Source organism: uncultured Corynebacterium sp. (assembly GCF_945649885.1).
Taxonomy (GTDB): domain Bacteria; phylum Actinomycetota; class Actinomycetes; order Mycobacteriales; family Mycobacteriaceae; genus Corynebacterium.
The window spans coordinates 1-25,298 of record NZ_CALZFS010000015.1 but is presented as its reverse complement, the minus strand read 5'-3'; the positions used below and the strand labels follow the sequence as shown (position 1 = coordinate 25,298).

At 58.8% G+C, this 25,298-nt stretch carries 22 protein-coding genes and 1 tRNA gene; 7 read left to right on the top strand and 16 right to left on the bottom strand.

Annotation, left to right across the window (positions count from 1 at the left end; translation table 11 throughout):
- From Q0M74_RS03045 to secA2, 3 genes are all read right to left on the bottom strand, one after another.
- On the bottom strand, nt 1-753 hold the full coding sequence (locus Q0M74_RS03045) for a MerR family transcriptional regulator (protein WP_293951575.1): 753 nt from the start codon (nt 751-753) through the stop codon (nt 1-3).
- A gap of 140 nt (nt 754-893) precedes the next feature.
- Nucleotides 894-1,325: an oxoglutarate dehydrogenase inhibitor Odhl gene (gene odhI, locus Q0M74_RS03040; protein WP_293951574.1), complete on the bottom strand. Its 432-nt coding sequence runs from the start codon at nt 1,323-1,325 to the stop codon at nt 894-896.
- A gap of 137 nt (nt 1,326-1,462) precedes the next feature.
- A complete protein-coding gene (secA2, locus tag Q0M74_RS03035; protein ID WP_293951573.1) occupies nt 1,463-3,754 on the bottom strand; it encodes an accessory Sec system translocase SecA2 in 2,292 nt (763 codons plus the stop codon).
- A 210-nt stretch (nt 3,755-3,964) separates the two neighbouring features.
- Here secA2 and Q0M74_RS03030 point away from each other — a divergent pair, with 210 nt between their 5' ends.
- From Q0M74_RS03030 to Q0M74_RS03020, 3 genes are all read left to right on the top strand, one after another.
- A complete protein-coding gene (locus Q0M74_RS03030) occupies nt 3,965-5,155 on the top strand; it encodes an alpha/beta fold hydrolase (protein WP_293951572.1) in 1,191 nt (396 codons plus the stop codon).
- Nucleotides 5,156-5,163: 8 nt separating this feature from the next.
- Complete coding sequence (locus tag Q0M74_RS03025) at nt 5,164-5,556, top strand: YchJ family protein (RefSeq protein ID WP_293951571.1); 393 nt, start codon at nt 5,164-5,166, stop codon at nt 5,554-5,556.
- A gap of 108 nt (nt 5,557-5,664) precedes the next feature.
- Nucleotides 5,665-5,738: transfer RNA gene (locus Q0M74_RS03020), tRNA-Pro, on the top strand.
- 745 nt (nt 5,739-6,483) lie between these two features.
- Here Q0M74_RS03020 and Q0M74_RS03015 read toward each other — a convergent pair.
- On the bottom strand, nt 6,484-6,624 hold the full coding sequence (locus tag Q0M74_RS03015; protein ID WP_293951570.1) for a hypothetical protein: 141 nt from the start codon (nt 6,622-6,624) through the stop codon (nt 6,484-6,486).
- Nucleotides 6,625-7,996: 1,372 nt separating this feature from the next.
- On the opposite strand from Q0M74_RS03015, the gene Q0M74_RS03010 reads away from it, so the two are divergent.
- The gene (locus Q0M74_RS03010; RefSeq protein ID WP_293951569.1) at nt 7,997-8,782 is read left to right on the top strand and encodes a hypothetical protein; all 786 of its coding nucleotides are present in this window, start codon (nt 7,997-7,999) and stop codon (nt 8,780-8,782) included.
- A 9-nt stretch (nt 8,783-8,791) separates the two neighbouring features.
- Here the strand turns inward: Q0M74_RS03010 and zupT are convergent, their stop codons facing one another.
- Genes zupT through Q0M74_RS02995 form a run of 3 tightly spaced genes read right to left on the bottom strand, consistent with a single transcriptional unit; the run spans nt 8,792 to nt 12,939 of the window.
- Complete coding sequence (gene zupT, locus Q0M74_RS03005) at nt 8,792-9,598, bottom strand: zinc transporter ZupT (protein WP_293951568.1); 807 nt, start codon at nt 9,596-9,598, stop codon at nt 8,792-8,794.
- Nucleotides 9,599-9,652: 54 nt separating this feature from the next.
- Nucleotides 9,653-11,413: an ABC transporter ATP-binding protein gene (locus tag Q0M74_RS03000; protein WP_293951567.1), complete on the bottom strand. Its 1,761-nt coding sequence runs from the start codon at nt 11,411-11,413 to the stop codon at nt 9,653-9,655.
- The gene (locus tag Q0M74_RS02995; RefSeq protein ID WP_366087744.1) at nt 11,413-12,939 is read right to left on the bottom strand and encodes an ABC transporter ATP-binding protein; all 1,527 of its coding nucleotides are present in this window, start codon (nt 12,937-12,939) and stop codon (nt 11,413-11,415) included. The genes Q0M74_RS03000 and Q0M74_RS02995 overlap by 1 nt, the downstream gene beginning before the upstream one ends.
- 166 nt (nt 12,940-13,105) lie before the next feature.
- Here Q0M74_RS02995 and Q0M74_RS02990 point away from each other — a divergent pair, with 166 nt between their 5' ends.
- Both Q0M74_RS02990 and Q0M74_RS02985 read left to right on the top strand, forming a co-directional pair.
- The gene (locus Q0M74_RS02990; RefSeq protein ID WP_293951566.1) at nt 13,106-13,930 is read left to right on the top strand and encodes a class I SAM-dependent methyltransferase; all 825 of its coding nucleotides are present in this window, start codon (nt 13,106-13,108) and stop codon (nt 13,928-13,930) included.
- Between the two features lie 61 nt (nt 13,931-13,991).
- On the top strand, nt 13,992-14,513 hold the full coding sequence (locus Q0M74_RS02985; protein WP_293951565.1) for a GyrI-like domain-containing protein: 522 nt from the start codon (nt 13,992-13,994) through the stop codon (nt 14,511-14,513).
- 1,248 nt (nt 14,514-15,761) lie between these two features.
- Here the strand turns inward: Q0M74_RS02985 and der are convergent.
- From der to Q0M74_RS02960, 5 genes are all read right to left on the bottom strand, one after another.
- The gene (gene der / locus Q0M74_RS02980; protein WP_293951564.1) at nt 15,762-17,405 is read right to left on the bottom strand and encodes a ribosome biogenesis GTPase Der; all 1,644 of its coding nucleotides are present in this window, start codon (nt 17,403-17,405) and stop codon (nt 15,762-15,764) included.
- Nucleotides 17,402-18,112 (bottom strand): (d)CMP kinase, encoded by a 711-nt coding sequence (gene cmk / locus Q0M74_RS02975; protein WP_293951563.1) that lies wholly within the window; start codon nt 18,110-18,112, stop codon nt 17,402-17,404. The genes der and cmk overlap by 4 nt, the downstream gene beginning before the upstream one ends.
- On the bottom strand, nt 18,109-19,089 hold the full coding sequence (locus Q0M74_RS02970) for a pseudouridine synthase (protein ID WP_293951562.1): 981 nt from the start codon (nt 19,087-19,089) through the stop codon (nt 18,109-18,111). Before Q0M74_RS02970 ends, cmk begins: the two co-directional genes overlap by 4 nt.
- Nucleotides 19,090-19,199: 110 nt before the next feature.
- On the bottom strand, nt 19,200-19,775 hold the full coding sequence (locus tag Q0M74_RS02965) for an SMC-Scp complex subunit ScpB (RefSeq protein ID WP_293951561.1): 576 nt from the start codon (nt 19,773-19,775) through the stop codon (nt 19,200-19,202).
- A gap of 32 nt (nt 19,776-19,807) precedes the next feature.
- Nucleotides 19,808-20,665: a sulfurtransferase gene (locus Q0M74_RS02960; RefSeq protein ID WP_293951560.1), complete on the bottom strand. Its 858-nt coding sequence runs from the start codon at nt 20,663-20,665 to the stop codon at nt 19,808-19,810.
- A gap of 311 nt (nt 20,666-20,976) precedes the next feature.
- On the opposite strand from Q0M74_RS02960, the gene Q0M74_RS02955 reads away from it, so the two are divergent.
- Nucleotides 20,977-21,540 carry a GNAT family N-acetyltransferase gene (locus Q0M74_RS02955; protein ID WP_293951559.1) on the top strand — a complete coding sequence of 188 codons (564 nt, stop codon included), beginning with the start codon at nt 20,977-20,979 and terminating at the stop codon, nt 21,538-21,540.
- A 60-nt stretch (nt 21,541-21,600) separates the two neighbouring features.
- On the opposite strand, the gene Q0M74_RS02950 is transcribed toward Q0M74_RS02955, so the two are convergent.
- The 4 genes from Q0M74_RS02950 to Q0M74_RS02935 form a co-directional block, all read right to left on the bottom strand.
- Entirely contained in the window at nt 21,601-22,416 is an 816-nt protein-coding gene (locus Q0M74_RS02950; protein WP_293951558.1) for a ScpA family protein, read from the bottom strand.
- A gap of 90 nt (nt 22,417-22,506) precedes the next feature.
- Entirely contained in the window at nt 22,507-23,382 is an 876-nt protein-coding gene (locus Q0M74_RS02945) for a ParA family protein (RefSeq protein ID WP_293951557.1), read from the bottom strand.
- A gap of 257 nt (nt 23,383-23,639) precedes the next feature.
- Nucleotides 23,640-24,554: a site-specific tyrosine recombinase XerD gene (gene xerD / locus Q0M74_RS02940; RefSeq protein WP_293951556.1), complete on the bottom strand. Its 915-nt coding sequence runs from the start codon at nt 24,552-24,554 to the stop codon at nt 23,640-23,642.
- Entirely contained in the window at nt 24,551-25,210 is a 660-nt protein-coding gene (locus Q0M74_RS02935) for an NUDIX hydrolase (protein WP_293951555.1), read from the bottom strand. The genes xerD and Q0M74_RS02935 overlap by 4 nt, the downstream gene beginning before the upstream one ends.
- Nucleotides 25,211-25,298: the final 88 nt, after the last annotated feature.

Here is a 25,298-nt window from a genome sequence, read left to right as displayed (position 1 = left end):
TTAATATCCCAGCTGTTCCCGAGTTGCGTTTTTGACCAGTGATGCGTGCATGGAGACAACCAGAGAACACATCTGCTGTGCAAGTTCCTCTGCGCGTTGCTGAGCCACATCGCTTTTGCCACGGGCAACGGGGCTTGCCACCTGTGTGATCAGATCAGCCTGGCGGGTTGCTGCATTGCCCAGTGATTTCAACTGTCTGAGATCAAAGCCCATGTCCCTCAGTGAACCTGCGGTATTGGCGATCAGGACATCATCATGGGTGAAGAATCCAGCGGCATCCGGCTTGATCAGTTTTGCGGCGACCAGCTCAGAGATCATCTCAACGTCCACACCGGATTTTTCCGCGACATCAGAGTCAGTCAGGCGGGTTAGTGCTGGTGCACGGAACTTCTCTGGACTGACCAGGGGCTCTGCCGCGCCCGCACCGATGGCGGTGACGGAGCCATTGTCCATGGCGTCGAGCTGTTCGCGGATGACCTTCAGCGGAAGGTAGTTGTCACGCTGGGTGACCAGGATATAGCGCAACCGTTCCACATCTGATTCGGTGAATCGGCGGTAGCCTGATGCGGTGCGTTCCGGGGTGATCAGTCCCTCTGATTCGAGAAAGCGGATCTTGGAGACCGTGACATCAGGAAATTCTGCGTTCAAACGCTCAAGAACCACTCCGATGGACATGGTCTTGTTCTTCTTGGCTGCCCTGGGCGTGGATGCTCCGAAGCTGACGCTGGCTGCTGTTTTATGAAGTGCGCTCACGATGCTGCTATTACCTGCTGAGAATTTGAGGGGCTGACGGTGGACAGTTCTCAGAGGATTGTATACGCAAAACGGTTGCAGACCGTGTGAGATCCTGCAACCGTAATGTGTATGGCAAACCTACTGAAAGGTTGTTTCTCTTAGGCTGCTGGACCTGCGAGGAAGACCAGACGGAACTTACCGATCTGGATCTCATCGCCGGTCTGCAGGACCTGGGAGTTGCGTGGTTCGCGGTTGACGTAGGTTCCGTTCAGGGATCCAACGTCAACAACCTCGAATTCGCCTTCGTTGATGCGGAATTCCGCGTGGCGGCGGGAAACGGTGACATCGTCAAGGAAGATGTCGCTTTCCGGGTGGCGGCCAGCGTTGGTGGTTGGCTGATCCAGAAGGAAACGAGCGCCGGCGTTGGGGCCACGCTTAACCACGAGTAGTGCAGAACCCGCAGGGAGGTTATCAGCACCAGTCGCAGCAGGAGCGCTACCAGCACCCGACTCCATTTCCTTCAGCAGATCGGCGCGGAATACCGAGGTTGTTTCGACCTGTGGCTCCGGTGTGCCGGTGTTGTCGCTCATTGAAATTCCTCCGTGTCGACATTGTTCTTAACAAATTTCATCATAGCCCCTGCAGGTTACTCAGGTGGGCACAAACCCACGTGACCAACCCCCACAAGCGGGCAAAAGTGTCACTACCTGCTGAAATGAAAGTTACATCAACGGAAGATATTTCCGATTCCGCTGATAACTGAGTTGCCCGAGCCCGCAAGCGGGTTGTCAGACACCATGTACGTCCAGGTGGCTGATGGGCGGGCGAGACCTTCATCCTCCAGGTGTGCTCCCTGGGCGTCAATCACCACGGAATTGAAGGTTTCTGCTGCGTCATCCACGGCACGTTGCGCCAGGGTCTTGAATTCCCGCACCGCGATGCGGTGGTATTCATCTAGTGGAGTTTCTCGGGCAATGGCGCGCAGGTGGATGGATTCCCGCACATCATCCATGAGTGCCAGGTGCTCGGACCAGTTGAAGTCCAGGTGGTAGAGCATGATGTCCCGGGCTGCTTGTTCCAGCACCGTACTGTCCACGCCCTCCAACTCTGCTGCCCGCTGTGGTGAGCGCTCTGAGAGCTCCTGCCACGCCAGGTCAGTGTCCAGGAGGCGGCCACGGCGTTCATCGATGATCACACGCTGGTCCGCCAGGAGCTTGTTGTACTTCCACGACTGAGAGTGGATCTCCAGTAGCTGCCCTTCGGTGACGCGCTGGCAGTGTGCCACCCAGTCACGGATGCGGTTGGAATCAATCAGTCCGGTGGCATCAGGCTGTGCGGAGACGTTCTCCCCTGCCCCACCGGCAACCACCACATCATCGTCCAGAGACACGAAGAAGAGACTCAGACCAGGATCGCCTTGTCGGCCGGCACGACCCCGGAGCTGGTTGTCCAAGCGTGAGGAACGGTGGCGTGCGGTACCCAGCACTGCGAGGCCGCCGAGTTCGACCACTTTGTCGTAGTTGGTTTCGTCTGGTCCGCCGAGTTTGATGTCTGTGCCACGGCCTGCCATCTGTGTGGAGACGGTGACGCGGGCGATGTCGCCGGCTTCGGCGATGATTTTTGCTTCTTCGGCATCGTTTTTAGCGTTGAGGACACTGACCTGGATATCGAGGTCGCGGAGAGCCTCCGCGAGTTCTTCTGATTCGGCGACGTCGTGAGTTCCGACGAGGACGGGCTGTCCGGTGGAATTGAGATGGGCGATCTCGTTGATGATGGCGCGGTTCTTCTCAGCCATCGTGGCATAGATACGGTCCGCCTCATCGAAGCGCTTGAGGGGGTTGTTGCGTTCGATGACGGAAACGTGGAGGTCATAGAAGGTACGGAGCTGGTCTGTTGCCTCCACTGCAGTGCCGGTCATGCCGCACACCATGGGGTATCTACCCATGAGTGCCTGGAGCGTGATGGTGTCGAGAATTTTGCCGCCTTCAGTGACGGCGAGACCTTCTTTGGCTTCTACTGCGGCCTGGAGTCCGTCGGGCCAGCGTTGGAGGTCGGCCACTCGTCCCCGGGAGGCGTCGATGAGTTGAACCTTGCCGTTGCGGACGATGTAGTGGATATCGCGGATCAGGAGTGCCTGTGCGTGGAGGGCGAGGTTGACCTGGACGAGCGTGCTGCCGACGTGTTCATCGTCGTAGAGACTGTCAATGCCGAGCGAGCTCTCGAGCTTGGTTGCTCCTTTGTCTGTGAGGAAAACGTTGCGGCGGTCTTCACTGAGGGTGTAGTCCTCGTTTTCCTTGAGTTTGCGGACCACGTCGGTGATTTTTCCGCGCGGGGCGTGGCCGGGCTGGTTGCCGGCGAGCACGAGGGGGACGAGGGCTTCGTCGACAAGCACGGAGTCTGCCTCGTCGACGATGGCGACGTCGGCGCCCTGTTGGACGGCGTCGGCGCGGCGGGTGATGAGTTGATCGCGCAGCACATCGAAGCCGATTTCACTGACGGAGCCATAGACGACGTTGCAGGTGTAGGCGGTGCGACGTTGTTCAGGTGTCATGCGCTCGGAGACCGCACCGACGGTGAGGCCGAAGAATTCGACCATAGGGCGCATCCACTCGGCATCACGGACTGCGAGGTAGTCGTTGACGGTGATGGAGTGGACTGTCTTGCCTTGGAGGCCCAGGCCTGTTGCCGCCATCGCACCGACGAGTGTCTTGCCTTCACCGGTGGCCATATGGACCACATCGCCTTCAATGAGGCGGAGGACGGCCTGTGACTGCACCGGGTAGGGACTCATACCCAGGGTGCGTTGAGCAGCTAGTCCAAGGATGGCGAGGAATTCTGCCGGGTTGTCGATGCTTCCTGCAGTGGCCAGTGCCTGGGCGCGGGCAGCGAGGGAAGCATCGTCAAGTGCCTGCAGTTCAAGGGTGTGCCCCTCGGCCTGGTCGACGATTGCCAGGCTCCGCTTTTGATTGCGGCCGGATTTGCCGCCGAGTGCTTTCCAGAACCAGTCGAAACCAGCCACGTCAGACCTCCAGTGAGCTAGATGAGTACATCTCACCGACTTTAACCCACCCCACACCATCCCGGCGCGGTCACGCCCCCTTTTAGTGATGTGGGTTGCTTTGGTGGTTGAAGCTTGTCCAAGTAGACATTGTTTTGCCTATGACCTGCGGGAAGTTGCGCCTAGGGTGGAGGGCATTCGTGGTGTTGGCGCTGTTGGAAGGTACTTGTTGTGCATTCAGTGAGTGTGAAGGTTCCCTCTTCTGAGGGGTTGATGATGGCGGCGACGTTGGATATGCCGTCGACTGAGCCGATTGCTTATGCCATGTTTGTGCATTGTTTTACGGGTTCGCGGTTTACGCCGGGGGCGGCGCGGGTGAGTAAGGCGTTGGCGGAGGCTGGTGTTGCGTGTTTGCGTTTTGACTTTCCTGGATTGGGGCAGTCGGAGGGGCGTTTTTCGGAGACGACGTTTAGTTCGAATGTTCGTGACATTGTGGCGGCTGCTGGGTGGTTGGGGGAGCATTATGCTGCGCCGCAGTTGTTGATTGGTCATTCTTTAGGTGGGGCGGCGTCGTTGAAGGCGGCACCGTTGATTAAGTCTTTGCGTGGGGTGGCGACGATTGGTGCGCCTTTTGATCCGGCGCATGCGGTGTTGCATTTTGCGGATCGGATTGGTGAGGTGGATGAGCAGGGTGCGGTGACGTTGACGCTGGGTGGGCGTGATGTGACGATTTCGCGTGAGTTTTTGGAGGATTTGGCAGATATCAATCCTGTGGAGCATCTGCCTAAGTTGCGTGCGCCGTTGTTGTTGGTGCATTCCCCCATTGATCAGACAGTCGGTGTGGATAATGCGCAGAAGATTTTCCAGGTGACCCGTTATCCGAAGTCCTTGGTGTCTTTGGATAGGGCTGATCATCTGTTGACCCGTGATGGGACTGCTCAGCGTGCAGCGCGGATCATTAGGGATTGGATTGATCCTTATCTGATTCCGGAGGGTGAGTCCTTCTACCGTGAGCCGTTGCCTGTGGGGGTGGCTGAGGTGCAGTCCGTCAGCTCTACGCGTTTCGCGGATGCTGTCCGTACCGGGGAGTACAGTTTCCTCACTGACCGTGAGAAGCAGGATGGTGGGCGTGGGCTGGGTTACTCCCCTGTGTCTCTGGTGGTGTCGGCGTTGGCTGCTGCGACTTCCCAGCAGATTCGTCAGGTGGCACGGGAGCAGAGCATCAAGGAGCTTGATGATGTCTTTGTTACCGTCTCTCGCATCGTTGCCGGTGATGGTGCGCAGGTTAAACTCCGACGCAGCATCGCGTTGAAGGGTGAGCTGTCATCCGGGCAGCGAATTGAGCTTCTCAACGCAGCAGGAACATCCGAGGTTGAGCAGCTGCTCAGCCACGGGATCATCATTGAAGACGAGGACCGATAAACACACTCATGCTTTACGACTATGACAACCGTTGCCCCTGTGGCACCGGACTTCTTTATGGCCAGTGTTGCTACCGCTATCACGATGGCAATCACAATGCGCCTACCGCTGAGGCACTCATGCGTTCTCGCTTTTCAGCATTTGCCATCGGTGACACGGACTATCTGCTTAACACCTGGGATGCCGATACCCGTCCTGCGGAACTCAACCTTGATGTGGGTCTTGAGTTCTACCGTCTGGATATTCTCAGCACTGAAGGTGGTGGTCCTTTTGACACCACTGGACAGGTGAAGTTTCAGGCGTTCTACCGTGGGTTTGCCGACGGTGTTCAGGAGGAGAACTCCACCTTCCGTAAGATTGACGGCCGTTGGGTCTACTCCGTGGGCGAGGTTGCTGAATAGGCGGCTAGTTTTACTGTGGTTCTGGCTGTGATGGGGACGGGTTACCCACTGATTTTCATTTCATGATCACATTGGTGTAACCTGATTCTCGTTGCTTGATGGCAATGGCGGACTGTGGCGCAGCTTGGTAGCGCACTACACTGGGGGTGTAGGGGTCGCAGGTTCAAATCCTGTCAGTCCGACAAATTACCAGGTCAGAGGGTGGAAATACCTTTTGATCTGGTCTTTTTTTGTCCTTTTCCCAGCTAGACAACTGATTCAGGGTTAACGGTTGCTCCGGGAGCCGACGACATCCAACTCCGTTCCCGGGAGAACTTGGGGCAAAGTTAGGGCACGGCCAATGGGCAAGCGGAACTCCTGGGGTAGTCTGCAAGCCACCTCCGGCGGTGAAATCAGGGCTAGATGCACCGGGCCAGACGGGAAACGGTACCGGGCACCGGGCGCGTTCTCCTCCGATGATGCTGCGCGGGCATGGTTGGATCGAACCAAGCAAATGATTGCTCTGGGCGTGTGGGCTCCCCCAGCAACCAATGCTCCAGCACCAGAACCCGTGAGTATCCCCCCCCCCGGGAGCTTGTCTTGTTTCCGGTTGTTGGCTGTGAACGTTGCTGGGAGTAGGTTCTCCAGGGTGTGTCCCCCTCCCCTGCTGATCGGGGTGGTGTGGTCAATGGATCTGGTCGCTACGCTTAGCTCTGCCCCGGTGAGATAGCACCGGAGCGGGTTAATCCCCTCTTGCTCCCAGTGCTGGAGTAGCTCCTGTGGGCTGATCCGGTGAGCTTCACACCCAGCTTCAACAGCTCTGGAGTATCCAGGCCTGGGTGGGTGGGACAGTCTGCGGTGTGGGTTGTTGCGGTAGCGGTTACGGTCGTAGGCTCTGCGCTTCTCCTTGTTGGTTGCGTAGTAGCACCGGAGCCGTTCCCGCTCTCGTTATTTCTCCTCCAGATACTCACGGGCTGTCTTGCCCAGGGAAGCTACATGAGCATCGAACAGTGCGTTCATTTCATCCTGGGTGTATCCAGTGTCAACCTGTCCCCATTGCAGAATGCCCTTTAGTTCGTCATTAAGCATGTCTGCTAGGCCTTGCAGCTCTGCAACGGTGCAGTAGATACGCCCATAAACGCCGGGGAGCTTAGTTAGTACAGGTGATGGTCGGTGGTAGGTTAAAACCCCTGATCAATAGAGCTGGGGCGGTTCTAGTGGGTTATGAAGGGCAAAGAATTACCTCCTTGTGCCTGGTATGCCCCTTCATCTTGGCCGGGATGGGGTCCCTCGTCTCCGGGTTGGTGTACAGGGTGTGCCCGATAGGCGCCAACTAGACTTTGAGCGACACACCCGTCTTTGACGCTTGGGTGCGGGTGTTGCCGTCCCGGCCTGTGGTGACCTCCTCCGGGTAGAGGACGTCCTCTACGTTGTGCTTGTTTAAAAGACTCATTCTCTTCTTCTCCTGTTGAATACTGGGGCAGGCTAGTGACAACCCCCCGGATAATGGCACTGGCGAAAGGTGTATGTTCCGGTTAACACCCCCCTATTAGGGCATTTGTACCCCAATCTCCGGGCCTAGACTCCCACCAGTCTGTACTAAGTCAGGACGGGGTCGGTGGTGCATTACAAATTCCAGGTGTTCTGGAGAACCGCTTTCCAACGGCGTATCTGCCTGTTCAGCTCCTCCGGTGAGGAGTAGCCAGTGACTAGGCGAGATACCAGCTCTTCGGAGACCGCGTAATCCTGGATAGCCTGCGCCTTCGGGTGATCTGTGCGCTTATCGTCTGTACCGCTAAGCGAGGGTCCTGGTAGCCCATGCTGCACCAGTCCCCCGAGATGGGGCCCTGTGGCGCTACCTGCAAAGCGCTGCACCCCTGTACTGGATGCCAGGGGGTTTCAGCGCTTTATCAACAGAATTGTCTTGTGTCTGCTCTACCGTGTGCCCTTCTCGCAGCTCACACCATGGGAGTTGCTATCAAGTTTGCGGGATTTGGCGACCCAGGCGGTCCCCGACATCAGCACAGTTCTCATAGGAGGTCGTTGCCTGCGCTGGAACCACTGGGATCAGCTGCTGTTGCTGGATACGGGCCAGTTCGCACTGTGTTGCAGCAACACGTTTAGCTGCGGCTGTGGCTTCCTATTCCACCTGGACACGGGCCTTCTCCGCTAGCCTTGCCACCATGACTTTCGTAGATGATCTCCTTGCCGGCCCTCGGGGCAGGCGTCTCCTGTTGGAGTTTGCTCTGGCCTCTGATTCCCGTATGGGGGAAGGGGCACTGCATCATGCAGTCTTCCATGCTGGTCATCATCTGGATCCAGACAAGGAGCGCATCAGCTTCTTCACCATTGGCGGTACCGGGAGGGACTCCCCGACCAGACCTGTGGTCTCTGCTGAGGCCGTGGCGGAGAAGATCGCAGTGGTGCCCCTTGTGAACCCACAGCGGAACTGTTACGGGAGGTGCTTCAGATCAGCGTGGAGCGGGCCATGTACTGGCAGCGTCCCGAGGGCACAGATGCCCTTGCCGCTACCGGCCCGGTGCTGGCACAGCTGCGGAGAGTCGCCGAGCACCTCGCAGGTACATCTGCTGTCGCCTGGTGGGCCCAGGATGTTCCACTTGATAGCCAGTGGTGTGTGAGACGGCGGGAAGGTGCGATTGCTTTCCCCCGGGTGAGCCGGACACTGTCAACCTGGCGGGAGAATATCCACGAGCTGGAAACCCGGTTGATGGGAACAGGGAGGGAATACAACGATGAGTGGTGGTCGACCCCGCCTTTCTCACTGTGTGCCAGCACCCGGGAGCTACCCAATGGCACCCCAGCAGGTCTACACGGCGTGGAGGATACCTCCGGGCCGGAAAATGCCTGGGCCCATCGAATTATCCGGCCTGCAGACGCCCGGATCTTCACCATCAGCGGTGCCGAGGCCTGGGCTGAGTTATGTGGGCGTTTCCCACTGGAGGTGACCGCTCAGAACCAGAATCAATGGCAACAAACCACCGGATACATCGCTAAGTGGGTGATTCCCGACTACGCGCAGGTGGCACAGCACTATGACGCGGTCCATCTGAGCGTGCGGGGATATCTTGCCACAGCAGGTCGTGCTGTCCCGGCAGATGATGATCACGCAGCCTTGCTTGCCGGATGGAACCCTGATGAAACCTTCTGGCTCACCGACAAGCTCTCAACCACAGGTACACCAGTGACCTGGGCCCTTGACAAGACCGGGACCTGGCAACGGAGCTGATGCCAACAGCTACATGAACAACAGCAGGCTGACAGCCATCACGGCCATACCCGCGATGAGCCCGTAGATGGCGGTGTGGTGCCTGCCGGAGTTGATGGCGGTGGGAAGGAGTTCATCCACGCTGATGAACACCATGACACCGGCTACTGCAGCAAAGGACAGTCCCATCGCCTCTGGTCCGAGGAAAGGCATGAGCACCAGGAAGCCGACAATAGCTCCAGCGGGTTCAGCCAGGCCGGACAGGGTGGCCCATTTCAGTGCTTTGACCCGGGATCCGGTGGCCTCACGGATGGGTACTGCCACGGCAATACCCTCGGGGATGTTGTGGATGGCAATGGCGATGGCCACAGGGATGGCAATGCGGGCATCAGTCAGGCCGGCCACGAAGGTGGCAAAGCCTTCTGGAAAGTTGTGGATGGAGATCGCGACCGCGGTGAGAACCCCCATTCTCATCATGCGGTTGCGGCGTTCCCGCCCTTCAATAGCCCCACCCACAGTGGAGGGCTCATGCGGGTTGATCGCAGAGGGGACCAGGCGGTCGATCACGGCGATGAGGGCAATGCCTGCGAAGAAGGCTCCCACACCCGCCCAGGTGCCACCACGCTCTCCCCAGACGCGGGTGAGCTCATCTAAGGCCTTGGGCATGATCTCCATGAAGGAGACATAGAGCATCACACCGACAGAGAAGCCCAGGGAGCCCGCGAGGAATCGCTGGCCGGGGGCTTTCTGCGCCACGGCGATGAGGCCGCCGACGCCTGTTGCCAGGCCGGCGAAGACCGTGAGGCTGAAGGCGAACAGAATATTAGACCAATCCATAGCAATGAATCCTAATGTTCAATGGACTGAACATTCAAACCCGGTGCGCATTTCCTACCTGCCTACGCTCCATGCGGACCAGAGTCGGTTGTAGATCCCGTCGGTAGCTAGGAGCTCGGAGTGGGTGCCGCGTTCGACGATCTGCCCTTTGTCCATGACGAGGACCTGGTCGGCACGGGAGGCTTGGTCGAGGCGGTGGGCTACCACCAGGGCTGAGCGTTCATGGGTGACTTCGTCGGCGGCGTGTTCGAGTGCGCCGGCCCCGGCGGAGCCTGCTTCTGCGGTTGCCTCATCCATGATGACGATGGCCGGGTCAAGGAGGAGGACTCGTGCCAGTGCTAGTTGTTGGGCGGCGACGGGTTCTAATTGGATGCCGCGGGCGCCGACGACGGTGTCCAGGCCTTCGGGAAGTTTGCTGAACCAGTCCCCTGCTGCCACGCGGTCTAAGGCGGCAAGGAGTTCTTCATCGGTGGCGTGTGGTTTGGCCAGGGTGAGGTCTTGGCGCAGGGTTCCGGAGAAAACGTGGACTTCCTGGCTGACCATGGCAAGGCGTGCGATGCGTTCTTTGTCGGAGAGGTGGGAGACGGGGAAGCCGTCGACAAGCACCTCGCCTTCATCGGGAACACGCAGGCCGGCAAGCAATGCTGCCACGGTGGTTTTGCCTGCTCCAGAGGCACCGACCATGGCGACGGTCTCACCGGGGTTGATCTGGATGTTGACGTTGCGTACCGCCCAGTCACCGCCGTAGCTGAAGCTGACGTTGCGTAGTTCCACCTGTCCTCCCGGCGCGCTGGCACCACTGTCAGGCACAGGTGCCGGTGGGTCAGCCACCACACCGACGATGCGTGCCAGGGAGGCGTAGCCGGATTGGATGGTGTCTAGCACACGCATGAACATGTTCAGCGGTCCGCGCAGGCGGATGATCATCAGCAGTGCTCCGGTGACAGTACCGACGGTCATGTCCCCGCCTGCCACCAACCGGTAACCGATGACCAGTGCGATGCTGAGCATGAGGAACTCTGCACACAGCATCCAGGTGCTCAGGATCAACATGGTGGTGCGTGCCCGGATGCCGCGGGTGACCACCGTCCAGGAGGAGTTCTTGATCTGCGTGTGCATCTCATCCTCCATGGAGTAGGCACGCACGGTGGCACGTCCACGGATGGCTTCCAGTAGGCGCCGGGCACGCTCTGCCATGGCGGCACGTTCCCGGGCATAGCGATCAGGTGCTTTGCCCAGATAGTGGCGGGCGGCGAAGTAGTACACCGGTGCCACCAGCAGTGGGATGAACAGGAACTGCCAGTCGAGGGTGAACAGCGCGATGGTGGTGGCCATGATGGTGAAAAATGAGGAGGTGAGGATCGGGATGGTTTCTGTCACCGCGGAGGACAGCTCCGCAATGTCATCGGTGGAGCGGCTGACAAGGTCACCGGTGCCGGCGTCTTCCACCTGGTGGGTGGGCAGGCCCAGGGCGGTACCGACCATGTCTTCACGCAGGTTGGCGATGACTCGTTCGGACATACGCACCACCAGGTAGAAACCACTGGCACTGAGCACACCTCCGGCCACGGCCACACCAAGCAGTACTACTCCGGTTTCCCAGAGTTTCTCCACCGGCTGATTCTGTGCCACTAGGTCCACGATGCGGCCCAGCATCTGTGGCACCGTCACCGTGGCAAAGGACCCGGCGCTAAGCAGTAGCACTGCCAGCAGGAACCACCAGCGCGCATTGCGGATGCGTACCAACTGCCCCGCAATCTCGCGGCGTACCTGTGGCAGGGTGGCCAGGGGGAAGCTTAACGACGTCTTATTCACTACTTGTCCCCCTGCGCTTCTTTGATGATTTCCTTTAGTACCCGGTGAAGATCTGCGGTATCTGCCTGGGTGTCCGCCGCCGCCTTCCATGCAGGTGCCTCACTGAACACCAGGGTTGTCTTGTCCCCGCGGTACTGCTTGACCTGATCGGCGATGTTTTGCTCTGTCACCGAGTCCACAGCTGTGGTGGGATCCTGCAGGATGAGCACTTCCGGATCAGCGGCAATGGCACGGGCCAAGGCCACACGTTGGCGCTGTCCACCGGAAAGCATCCCTCCGCCCTCACCGACTGTCTTGTCAGCACCACCTGGGATGTCATCACAGGAAGCGACCTGGATGGCGCGTTCTGCTATCACCTGGTCGGGGTGAACGTTGTCTGTCACGGTGCCATCAAAAAGGTCTGCCGCATGAGGTGCCACGATCACCTGGGTGCGGGGCAGGGATTCCAGGGCGAAGATCAACTGCTCATAATCTGTCTCATCATCACTGCGCAGTGTGGTCAGACCCTTGGGTAGCTGGGCGATGATCTTGTTCGCACGGGCGGTCTCGAGCTCACCGGTGCGTTCAAAATCAGCACCAAGTACTGCACGGATACGCTTGGCTGAGGCCTCTGCCGATGCCCAGCGTGAGGCCACGTTCCTGCCCAGCATGGTCATCGGCATGATGAGGAACTGTGTCAGTCCCACCACCGTGATCAGATCACCGATGGACATCTCCCCCTGAAGCGCCAGATAACCTGCCGCCACACCGATGCCGGAGACAAAAATCGCGCCGCTGGCTTCTGTCACGCCATTCAGACGTGCCTCAGCCGCATTGGCAATGACCGTCTTGTCATAGGCATGCGAGGACACCTGCTCATATCTACCTCGCACCGTGACAATGGCACCCAGGCCCTTGAGGATGCGTAGACCCTGCACCACATCAGTCGCTGTGGCAGCAGCCTGAGCAATCGCCTTCTGCCGGGCCACTGATCTCACCTGCAGTGGCTTGGCGGTACGCAGGGCGATAAACACCAACAAAGGCCCGCCCAACAGGACTGCAATACCCAACCATGGACTGATCAGGAAAGTTAGGGTGGCACCATAGATCACCGAGACCACCTCAGCCACGGGGAACACCGTCATCATCACAACATCACCCACACGCTGGGTGTCACTGGAAGCCACAGACAACAACCCACCAGCTGTCCGATCCCGGCCCTTGAACCCACGGGGATCTTGAATACGGTCAGTGACCATCGTGCGCAGATCATGACTGACCAACTGCTGACTGCGCACCATCATGTACCGCGAAATCCAGTTCACACTGATCGAGGTGGCAAACAGAACTGCGAGCATGCCGACCCAGAAACCCAGACGCTGCAGATTCTGGGTGGCAATCGCATCATCCACGGCACGTCCGACCAACACCGGGGTCAGACCATTACAGACAAAGGACACCGCCATACCGACCGAGGCGATATAACTCCACGGTCGCTGGGACAACGCCACCTTCAGCGTCCAGCCCTTAGCCTCCAAGGAGGGCATTTTAGACGGCTGCGCGCCGGGCCCGGGAAGGGTTGAATAATCGACAATGCTCCCACTATCGGGAGTTTTTATTGGTACAGACACAAGCGATTATCCTAGCTCATCGAAAACGGCAAACGATATATCGTTAATGCGCTGTGGGGCAGGGATTAAGATGACTTCTGCCATGACAGATTCACAGACCTCTCCCCAACCATCCCCACTGCATCCACCGGTACCGCCGGTGTCCAAACGCAATGCGCCACTATTCAACGGCGCTGACCACCGTGCAGTCGGAGGACTGTCCTTCACAGAAGGAAGCGATGTATACCAGGATGTGCGCCCCGGATACCCGGCAGAAATCCTCGCCCTGGCCTCCGGGCACCGGCGCGTGCTTGATGTCGGTGCCGGAACAGGCAAACTCACCGGCCTCTTGGCAGAAGCAGGTCATGATGTGACAGCCCTGGACCCCAGCATGGACATGCTGCGCGTGCTCCGTGCCTCCTACCCTGGGATCCCCTGCTGGCAGGCGGTTGCGGAACACACTGGGATAGCTGATAAGTCCGTGGATCTGATCACCTGCGCCCAGACCTGGCACTGGGTGGATGTACCTGAAGCTTCAGCAGAATTCGACCGGGTGGTTGCTGCTGATGGTGCGGTCCTGCTGGTGTGGAACAACCTGGACACCTCCATTGCCTGGGTCCACCGGCTCAGCCGCATCATGCACGCCGGTGACGTGCTCAAATCAGGCTTTGTGCCACCGGTGGCCCGCCCCTGGACAATCGAAGAAGAAGTCCGCACCACCTGGGAGCAGGAACTCACCCCAGGCCAGATCATCGAGCTGGCACACACCCGCTCCTACTGGCTGCGCTCCACTGAGAAAACACGTGCCAAAGTCGATGCCAACCTCCACTGGTACCTCTACGAACACTTAGGTCTTATCCCCGGTGAAGCAGTAGCACTTCCCTACCGCTGCGATGGCTTCCTCCTACACCGCCAGGTGGACCAGTAGCCTGGGGAGCTGAACATTTAAATGAAGCACCAAGCCCCCCCTGACGATAGGACCCCCACAGATGCCACAGCAGGAAAATTTCTACCTCAACACCACCCCGATCCCTGCAACGGAGGTACTCAAGGTGGCAGCAACCCCCACCGCCGTGATCCTCTTTGAAGACTTCCCCCTGACGGACATGCCCCAGGCCTTCGACACCAGCTTCGCAGCATTATTCCCCGTCCTGGTACAGGCCGGCATCAACCCCATCGCAGCCCCCTTTGCTCTCCACCACCGCCTGCCCACTGACACTGTGACCTTTGAACTTGGTATCGCTGTGGATGCACCATTGACGCAAGAGATCACCGCGGATAACGGACTGGTGGTCAAGCCTTCTGAACTTCCCGGCGGTGACATTGCCCGCCTGTCCTATCTGGGTGAATATGCCGGACTGGGACCTGCATGGAGCAGGTTTCTCCAGGGACTGATTGATGCCGGCAAACAGCTGGCCTTCCCCTTCTGGGAGGTCTACGTCTCTGACCCTTCTCAGGCAGTTGATCCAGCCACCATGCGCACCGACATGTACACCCTGCTGGAGTCATAGAGCTCTTCAGTGCCGTAGGGCAGCTTTCATTACCCGCCCCTGTTCCGGTGAGGGAACTCCAAGCCGGATCACGGTGCCATCCCCCAGGTAGAACGCGAGACAATACCTGGACTACCCGGCGTCAACAAAGATCCCCCACTTTTACCCAGAGAACCTCGGTTGCCCCACTCCCGATCAATGGGTTTGATAGGTTCTACCTCGATGGAGCTGATCAGGGCGACGGGGATTCGCTTTCGAGGGAAAAGCGAAAGCTTCACAGTCTCGGAGTCCGCAGACACGGTGGCGCCTGCAGTGGCATAGATCGCCAGAAAAATAATGCCTAGAACACCCAGCAGGATCTGCGTTAGCAGATCAACAGCCTGAGACACTCCAGCCACTACTGCCAGCCCCAAGGCGATAAGTATCAGGAGACTTGACTACGCCGGGAAAACTATCCACAGGCAAACGCCCCATCACCTGTAGCAGTTCCCCATGATGGCTCCCGCATCAGGGTCCGCAGGTCTGAGTTGAGTGCTCAGCGCATCATGAACCATCCAGAAAAGAATTCTTATAGGATTCCCGAACCCAGTTTCTGTCTGACCTTGGTTCCAGACAACATCGTGCGGCCCATCTCCCACCCCAGATGGACAAATATAAGTCACCCGCATCATTGAAAGAGCCCCTGGGAAAAATGACAACCCTGGACTGCAGTGAAAAAATCCACTCTTCCTCCAAGAACTACTGCGAAGACATCATCCAGGCGCAAGCAGATGTCTTCTACTTCCGGTGGCCAGAGTCGTTCACTGCAGAAGGGATTGATCGGCTTTTTCGACACTGCGTGGACGAACTCGATCTAGATTGTTCATCCCACAGCGTCGAAGGCACAACACAGTGCACGCAACAATAGGGATGTATGGATGTCCCTGAGCATCTGGTGGTCAAGCAAAAAGTATTCCGTGAGCTGATGGACACCTATTGTCCAGCTCAGCTGACTCTTCCTCGGCCGATAGGGATCATTGATGCTGCTTTCTCCTCAGTCAAGGGTCCCCCAATGTGGAAAAGATTACTGACTGCAACTTCAAACCGAAACCACCATCCCCGATTAACCCAGAGATCATGTTCCCAGAAAGCAGTAGTGATCTCTGCATTAATCAGAGTGCTTTCTAAGAAGAGCCTTTCTGGGTTAACCACACCACCCCCGACAAAACAGCAGCAGAAACCCCCCGAGATCAATGATCTTGGGGGTCACAGCATAAGGCTAGAAGAAAATTACTTCTTGTCGCCCTTGCCGCGGCGTTCACGCATACGGACCGCAATGCGGACCGGGGTGCCTTCAAAGCCGAAGCGCTCACGGAACTTGCGCTCGAGGTAACGGCGGTAGCCAGCTTCAAGGAAGCCTGTGGTGAACAGGACGATCACTGGTGGGCGGGTCGATGCCTGGGTGGCAAAGAGCACGCGTGGCAGTCGTCCACCGCGCATTGGTGGGGGGTTCGCAGCGATTGCTTCACGCAGCCAGTTGTTGAGCTGACCGGTGGAGATACGGCGATCCCAGTTGTTCAGGGCCTCGATCATGGCCGGCTCCAGGCGCTGGAGTGCACGACCGGTCTTGGCGGAGATGTTGATGCGCTTGGCCCATGGGATGTGTGCGAGCTGGAGATCCAGTTCGCGGTCCAGGTCATAGCGACGATCCTCATCCATGAGGTCCCACTTGTTGAAGGCGACAACCAGTGCCTTGCCAGCATCGGTGATCATGGCCAGGACACGCTGGTCCTGTTCAGTGATCGGCTCGGAGGCGTCGATGAGCAGGACGCAGACCTCGGCGGACTCAATGACACCACGGGTACGCAGGGAGGCGTAGAACTCATGGCCTGTGGCGGTCTTGACCTTCTTACGCAGACCTGCGGTGTCAATGAACTTCCACAGCTTCTGATCCAGCTGGATCATGGAGTCAACCGGGTCGACGGTGGTTCCGGCGACGTTGTCCACCACGGAGCGTTCCTCACCGGCGAACTTGTTGATCAGGGAGGACTTACCCACATTGGGCTTACCCACCAAGGCAACACGGCGTGGGCCTTCCACGATGGACTTCTGACGTGGTTCCTCCGGGAAGGATGCCAGCACCTTGTCCAGGACGTCTGCGCCACCGCGGCCGTGCTGTGCGGAGGTGGGGAAAGGATCGCCCAGTCCGAGTCGGTAGAACTCGGACATGTCGGCCCACTGGCTGTCGGAGTCGAACTTGTTGGCAACAAGGATGACAGGAACATCAGCACGCAGCAGCTTCGCAGCCATGACGGAGTCGGTCTCGGTGACACCGACCTTGGTGTCCACCACGAAGACGATGACGTCAGCGGTGCTCATGGCGATTTCAGCCTGGCGTGCGATGGAGCCGTGGATGCCCTTGACATTGGGGTCCCAGCCGCCGGTGTCCTGCACCCAAAAGCGATGACCACCCCAGTCGGCGAGGTAGGATACGCGGTCGCGGGTGACTCCCGGGAAGTCCTCCACAACAGCTTCGCGACGTCCAATGAAGCGGTTGACCAGGGTGGACTTGCCCACGTTCGGGCGTCCCACGATGGCCACGGTGCACAGGGATTCCTCCAGGTGCTCCATGCGTTCCAGGCCGAAGGCCTTTTCCAGCTCTACCCATTCTTCTTCGCTGTAGTCTTCACCGAAGTCGGGGTCGCCGAATTCAGACTCATCAAATTCCAGGTCGTCGTCATAGTCGACCTCGGAGAGCTCGTCGGTGTCATAGCCGAATTCAGATGGATCGAAATCTGCGGAAGCCCAACCACCGTGTGGTGCGAGTTCTTCCTCATCGGCGAATGCGCCAACAACATCCATTTCACCCTTGGGTGTGTGGTAGACGAAGACAGTATCGTCCTCATCGCCCGGCATGTTCTTCTTGTTGGTCACTGGTTGCTCCTTTCAGCGGAGGCTTCAGTCAGCTGGATCAGATGGGTCAGGACCTCATCCATGGTCATGTCGGAGGTGTCCACGATGTGGGCATCGTCCGCGGGTTTCAGCGGGGAGGCAGCGCGGCTGGAGTCCAGCTCATCACGCTTGACCACAGCTGCAAGGACCTCATCGAAGTCCACGGTGCGGCCGGCGGCGGTGTCCTGATCATAACGACGCTGGGCACGTACCCCTGGTGAGGCGGTCAGGTAGGCCTTGACGGGGGCGTCGATAAGCACGACGGTACCGATGTCACGGCCCTCGACCACGCAGCGGTGTGCCTTGGCAGCCAGTGCACGCTGCAGTGCCACGAGATTCTCGCGAACCTCAGGAATTGCAGATACGGCAGAGACATTGCTGGTGACTGCCGCGCCACGGATCTCAGTCTGAACATCCACGCCACCCAGGAGCACCTCGGTGGAGGAAGGATCATCAGAGATCGCCAGTGGCAGGGTTGCCGTGGCGGTGATGACAGCATCAGTGTCAGCTGGATCAATGCCCTTGTTCAGCACATGGAGGGTGGCCACGCGGTACATCGCGCCGGTGTCCAGGTACTTCGCGTTCAGGCGGCGTGCCAGTTCACGTGAGGTGGTGGACTTGCCGGTACCGGAGGGTCCGTCGATGGCGATGATGAGCCCACCGTCGGGCATATTGGAAAAATCTGTCACAGGTCGGCCACCTTGTACAAGCTGGCCAGCTCAGAGGTGTTCAGTGCGCGCAGGGAACCTGGCTTCTGTTCACCCAGCTGGACGGTGTGCAGCTTGGTGCGTACCAGGCGCTCGACCGGAAAACCGGCCTCGTCCAGCATGCGGCGCACGATGTGCTTGCGGCCTTCATGGATTTCCAGGCGCAGCAGGGACTTGCCCTGGAAGATGTCGATGATCTGGATGAAGTCGACCTTGGCCGGACCATCCTCCAGCTCGATGCCTTCGCGCAGAGTGGCAAGCACCTTGTTATTGACCTCGCCGCGCACAGTAGCCAGGTAGGTCTTGCCGACCTCGTACTTGGGGTGCATGAGGCGGTTGGCCAGCTCACCATCATTGGTCAGCAGGAGCAGACCTTCGGTGTCAGCATCCAAGCGACCGACGTGGAAGAGTCGCTGACCGGAGCGGGTCTTCTCACTGACCAGGTCACCCACGCAGGGACGACCGAGGTCATCGCTCATGGTGGAGTGCATGCCCTTGGGCTTGTTGAGCACGAAGTACTCGAGGTCTTCGTTAACGTTGATGCGGACACCGTCAACGCGGATGACATCCTTGTCAGGCTCGACGCGGGTGCCCTGGGTGGTGACGATCTTGTTGTTGACCTCGACGCGGCCCTGTTCGATCATGACCTCTGCGTGACGGCGTGATGCTACCCCAGCCTGGGCGAGCACCTTCTGCAGGCGCACGCCGCCACCAGAGGTGTTGCGGTTGAGGAAGCCCATCGACCAGTCGTCGTTGGAGCCTTGTACGTGTTGTTTCCTAGCAGGCTTGGCATTGGAGAGAAGGATCTCATCCTTTTTCTGCGGTTGCTGGTTCTGGCGGGCGTTTGGTTTGGTCGAGCCTGGCTTGTAGCCACGGGACTGGGACCTGAAGCCGCCACCAGAGCGGTTGCTCTGCTGCTTCTTGTCCGGTGTGCCATCTCGGCGAGCGGGTGGGGTCACTATGAGTGTCCTTAATCTAGATAAAGCGTATGAAGTTGAATCCAGAGCATTCTAGCTGGTGTAGGCATGAAAATACTAGTTTCCCAGGTCAGGTCTGCCTCCGCACCACACTAGAAGGGATCATCAATGGTATCCACATCGGGCAACAGTGGTGCCAGATCCGGCAAGCGATCCAGGGAGTCAATGCCCAACAACTCCAAAAGGAGCTCCGTCGTGGCATAACGGTGTGCGCCAGTGGAGTGCTCCACATCCACCTCACGGACCAGGCCACGCATCTGGAGGGTGCGCATGACACCATCAACATTCACGCCGCGAACTGCCGAGATCTGGGAGCGGGTCACCGGTTGGCGGTAGGCCACCACCGCCAGTGTCTCCAGGGCAGCCCGGGACAGGCGCGATTGTGTGCCATCCAGCAACAGGGCTTCGACCACCTCGGCATTGCCCTTGCGGGTGTACAGACGCCACCCACCGTCAGCTTCACGCAGATCAAAGCCACTACCCCGCTCATTGAACTCACGTGCAGTGGAGCGCAAAATATTTTCCACCGTTGTCAGATCCATCTCCAGCACCGTGGCCAGGGTGGTGGCTGGAACAGGGGTGTCCACCACCAGCAGAATCGATTCGATGCGTGAGCGTGCCTGCGAGATCAACGGCAGGCTGTGGTCACGGTCAGAAACATCGCTCATGGGTGGAAAGTGTAGCCACCACCTGGTCCTGCTTAGGCGATCGGCTTCTGATTATCCGGGGCTGCCCATTCAGTCCAGGAACCGTCATAGACACTGACGTTGTCATAACCAGCAACCACCGCCGCATAGGCATCCACACAGGCGGTGACACCAGAACCGCAACTGAACACCAACGAGGTGGCATTGCCGACGAGCTCTTCAAAGATCTCCCGCAGCTCCACCACTGGACGTAGCTTGCCTTCTGCATCCGCAACCTCGTCGAAGGGAAGGTTCTCACTGCCCGGGATGTGTCCACTGGAGATGCCGGGACGTGGCTCAGGGTCTACACCGGCAAACCGCCCGGAACTACGTGCATCCACCACTGCCTGGTTGGAACGTGCCAGAGATTTTTCCACACCATCAATACCCACCAGAAGTTCTGGACGTGGTTCGGCGGTGATCTGTCCACCACCCACCGGGGTGGACAGCTCAGTGGTGTTATGGCCTGCCGCAGTCCAGGCCGGTAAACCACCATCCAGCACGCCGACCCGGTCCAGGCCAGCCACACGCAGCAGCCACCAGACACGGGGTGCAACCATGAGCCCGTGTCGGTCGTAGACGACAACGGTGGTGTCATCACTGATCCCGTAGTTCTGCAGCAGGTCCCTCAGGCGGGCTGGAACAGTGTGTGGAAGGTGGGCGTTCTGATCAGAAAAATCGGCCTCAAGGTCAGCAAGGAAGGCCCCCGGGATGCCAGAGGTTCGGGCAGCCTCAGGGTCGCCCATGGAAGCGCACAACACCATCACGTTGTCATCACCGAGATGCTTGGCCAACCAGTCCACAGACACAACGGGGCCTGCGGGAAAAGCCGGGTGGTGGTTTGGGGTCAAAGTGTCCTGATCTGAAGTCATGGCCTGTGATCATACCGTCGCTTTGGCTGCCCGGCGGTGTATATCACCAGATATATACGCGATCTCCGCCACATTGCGCGAGATGTGGACAAGGCAATTCAGTGAAGGCCAGCTTGGCAGGATTGGCACCGGCGGACACCGCCATCACCAGCGGCGGGGGTAGATATCACACCCGACACCTGAGGATTCGGATGACCTACACAACTGGCCCGGCCCCCTGGCCTGGCCTTTCACATAAAGCGCAGGTCACAAATTGACACACACAGTGATACGACTCACATCAATGGCCTGGTATGTTCTAACATCTTTCCATGGCTACGATCACACGCACCGAACGACTCATCCTCGTCCCCCTCACCGTTGAGCTTGAGGACGAGACCCACCAGATCTATTCAGACAACCGCGTCTGGGGACACCGCCCACAGGCGCGTCACACGGATCTCAAAGAAACCCGTGAACTGATCAAGCGCACCAACAACAGCTGGGAGAAGAAGGACCTCGGCCCATGGGGCGTCTACCTCCGCGAACGCCCATCTGAATTCGTCGGCGTGGGCGGCGTCGAACTTGTCGACGGCAAGCTCTGGGACCTCAAATATCGCCTCCGCCCCGACCTCTGGGGCAACGGTTACGCCTCAGAGATCTCCAATGCTGCCACCACGGCCATCCAGCGCACCGACCCCAGCATCCCCCTGACAGCACGTGTCACCATCAACCACCCTGCCTCCTATCACATCCTGGAGAAGCTCGGACTGAAACAGGTGTGGGAAGGCCGACGTGTCGGCACGGAAGCCAACCTCGAAGAACCCAACGTCCGCATCTACGCCGATCGTGAACTCGACGAAGAAACCCTCCAGTTCCTCATTAATCGCCCATAAACACCCCACCCCCCTTTTTTCAGGCGCCTCCCCTGAGGGGGCGCCTTTTACCATTTCCCCCTACTCCCAGTTCGCCGACGCCACCACAGCCGGATCCACCTCAATACCGGTCCAGGCCACCCGCAACTGTCCCAGGGGCTCATCCTGATCCGCTTCCACCGCATGGACCTTATACAACTCCAGCAATGCCAGGAAGCGGCCGATAACCTCCATGGAGGCACCACAATCCCGGGTCAACCGCTGGAAGGAGAGAAACTGGTCAACACCGGCAAGCCTGAGCATGTCCAGAATCCGCCCCGCCTGCTCCGGAACCGACACCGCCACCTGGTGAATATGATCAACCGAGACCGTCTTCGGCGGCTTGGGACGAAACACCACAGCAGCAAGCTCCGCAAAGCTCTCGGCAGAATGCCCCAGCGACACCGGCGGCAACAGATCAGCAAACTGCGGTTCCAGGGACACCGCCCGCGGATACCGACGCCGCGCATCACGCTGCCACTGCGAGAACATCTCCGCCACCTGCTTATATGCCCGGTACTGCAAAAGACGCGCAAACAGCAGATCCCGAACCTCCAACAGTTCCAGATCCTCATCATCATCCACCTGCCCCCGCGGCAACAGACGGGCGGTCTTCAGATCCAACAACGTTGCAGCCACCACCAGAAACTCCGTGACCTCATCCAGGTCACTGGTCTCCCCCAGTGTCCGGGTATAGGCGATGAACTCATCAGTCACCTCAGACAGAGCCACTTCCGTAACATCCAACTTCTTAGCCGTGATCAACTGCAACAGCAGATCAAAAGGGCCCTCAAAGTTGGCCAAGGAGACCTGGAAACCGGCCGCGCCGGGCCCTGGCCCGGCTTTCATGTCATTCATCTCAATCCCCGTGGAGCTTCTCGCACTATGACGAATGCCCCCTGGCGGACATTCCCCTGCCAGGGGACATGCGTACTCAGACTCAACAGTTTAGCTGCCGTGTGCCCGGTGAATGACTTCCTTGGCCAGGTTGCGGTACTGCTCAGCACCCTGGGAATTTGGTGCCCAGGTGATGATGGGCTCCCCGGCCACGGAGGTTTCGGGGAAGCGCACAGTCCTGGTGATCACGGTGTCAAAGACACGGTCCTCGAAGACCTCAACCACACGTGACATCACCTCACGGGCATGAGAGGTCCGGCGGTCAAACATCGTGACCAGGATGCCGAGGATCTCTAGGTCGAAGTTGAGACGGTCAGCAACCTTTTCCACGGTATCGGTGAGCAGTGCCAGGCCACGCAGGGAGAAGTATTCGCACTCCATGGGGATGATCACGCCGTCGGCACAGGCCAGTGCGTTGACGGTCAGCAGACCGAGGGAGGGCTGGCAGTCCAGGATGATGAAGTCATATTCTTTGACCACCGGGCGCAGTGCGCGGGCCAGCACCTGTTCACGGCCGACCTCATTGACCAACTGGATTTCCGCTGCCGAGAGGTCTATGTTGGCCGGGGCCACATCAAGTCCGGGGACATCGGTCTCATGGATGACCTGATGGATCGTGGTGTTGTTGTCGATCATCACGTCATAGATCGTGATGTCCACCTCGTCATAAGGGACACCCAGTCCGGCGGTGAGAGCGCCCTGTGGATCAAGGTCCACCAGGAGAACCTTGCGCCCAGCTTCAGCGAGGCAGGCACCCAGGTTGATGGTGGAGGTGGTCTTACCCACTCCACCCTTCTGATTGGCCATGGCGATGATCATCGCCGGACCGTGTCCATCAAGCTGCACCGGCTCCGGCAGTTCGCGCAGGGGACGGCCAGTCAAGCCCACTTCAACCTTAGGAGTGTTGCTTTTCCCCGAATCGCTCACAGTCAAACCCTCTTCCTTGACTTCGGTGTTCTACATGACCTTGCTGTGGGATTTTCAGCCACTTCCAGCCGGCGACAGTGATTAATTATCAACCTGTCATTCACTACGGTGACCACCATACATGCACGATATCGCGCATCTCGTACTTCATGCGGAACACACGCCGAAGCAATTGCATTTCCGGGACAGGTCAAGCGCTCAGGCCTGACAATGGGGGTTGGGAAAAGAGGCCTGATCCGACACGAGCAAGGCGGTTCTCAGGCACGCGGGTGCGCCGCACGCCAGACCTGGCGCAGATTCTCAGCGGTGATGTGGGTGTAAATCTGCGTGGTGGTGACCGAGGAATGCCCTAGCAATTCCTGCACCACACGCACATCCGCACCACCTTCCAACAGATGGGTGGCAAAGGAATGCCGAAGGGTGTGCGGGGAGATGTCCTTCTTCAACCCGGCCCGCTCTGAAGCTTTCTTCAGCACCACCCAGGCGGACTGTCTGGACAACGGACCACCCCGCTGGTTGAGAAACAGCGCATGGGTTTTTCCCCGACTCAGTGCAGGACGGGCACGCACCAGGTAGTCCTCCACCGCAGAACGTGCCATGGAGCCATAGGGAACCAGACGCTGTTTAGAGCCCTTACCAGTGATGCGCAGCACCTCCGGGGCATGGGTGACATCATCGACCATCAGGCCAATCGCCTCCGAGATACGTGCCCCGGTCCCATAGAGGATCTCCAGGAGCGCACGATCACGGATATCCACCGGGGTGGCGATGTCGGAGGTGGGGGTGGCATCGATAAGCCTGCTCACCTCAGCGATATCCAGGGTGCCCGGCAAGTGGCGGCCCGTGGACGGTGGGGAGACATCAGCAGCGACATCCACACCCACGTGGCCTTCTGCGAGTGCAAATTTATGAAGACCGCGCGCCACGATCAGGGCACGTCCCGCAGATGACGCCGATAAAGGCGTTCGTCCCTCCACCCCGCGACGCAGATCCATGACATAGGCCTCGAGATTGGCGGTACTCACCTCAGCGATATTCTCAATGCGCGCCGCTTCCAGCCAATCACAATAACGCTCCACATCACGACGATAACTGCTCAGCGTATTCTGCGACAGCCCACGTTCCACCGCCAGATGCGTCAGCCAGGTGCGCGCGACCTCCCTAATTCTCACAGCTTCTTCATGTCCGGGACAACGCCTGCAGCTTGACGACGCTCCGCCAGAGCCGTGGGACGGTACCGGAAAGTCGCATCGGTGTCACGCGCTGCAACGCGACCTGCGATCACCGCATCAGCGCAAAGAATGCCGGAAATTGCAATGGAGTTGGCGATCTCACCGGAGAAAATCATGTCCCGGGCCTGCTCCAGCGGGAACCATTCCATGGTCATATCGGCTTCCTCATCGCCGTCGGCACCGGGGCGTTCAACCTGCGTGAGGTTCTGTGCCAGATACACCCGGACCGCTTCATCACAAAAACCAGGTGAGGTGATCAGGTCGGTCAGCACCGACCAGTCCCCCGCCTCAATACCAGCCTCCTCCACCAGCTCGCGCTGGGCACCGATGAGGGCCTCCTCATCAGCAATGTCCAACAATCCAGCGGGCAGTTCCCATAGACGATCCTGAACACAGTGGCGATACTGGCGCACCATCGCGATATTCTCCCCGTCAAAGGCCACGATGGCCACCGCCCCGAAGTGTTCGACGATCTCGCGGGTGGCGGTGTTTCCCCCCGGCATGATGAGGGTGTCCTTGCGGACAGCCAGGATCGGTGACTCAATGAGAAGTTCAGAATCAGTAACAGTGAAGTCATGTGTGCCAGGAGTACTCATAGTTTCCTCATTGTAGAGACCTTCATGTCAGCCAGGGGTGGCTTGTGGAAAAGTAAAATATCCGACGCTAAGGCTTGGGGAAGCGCCG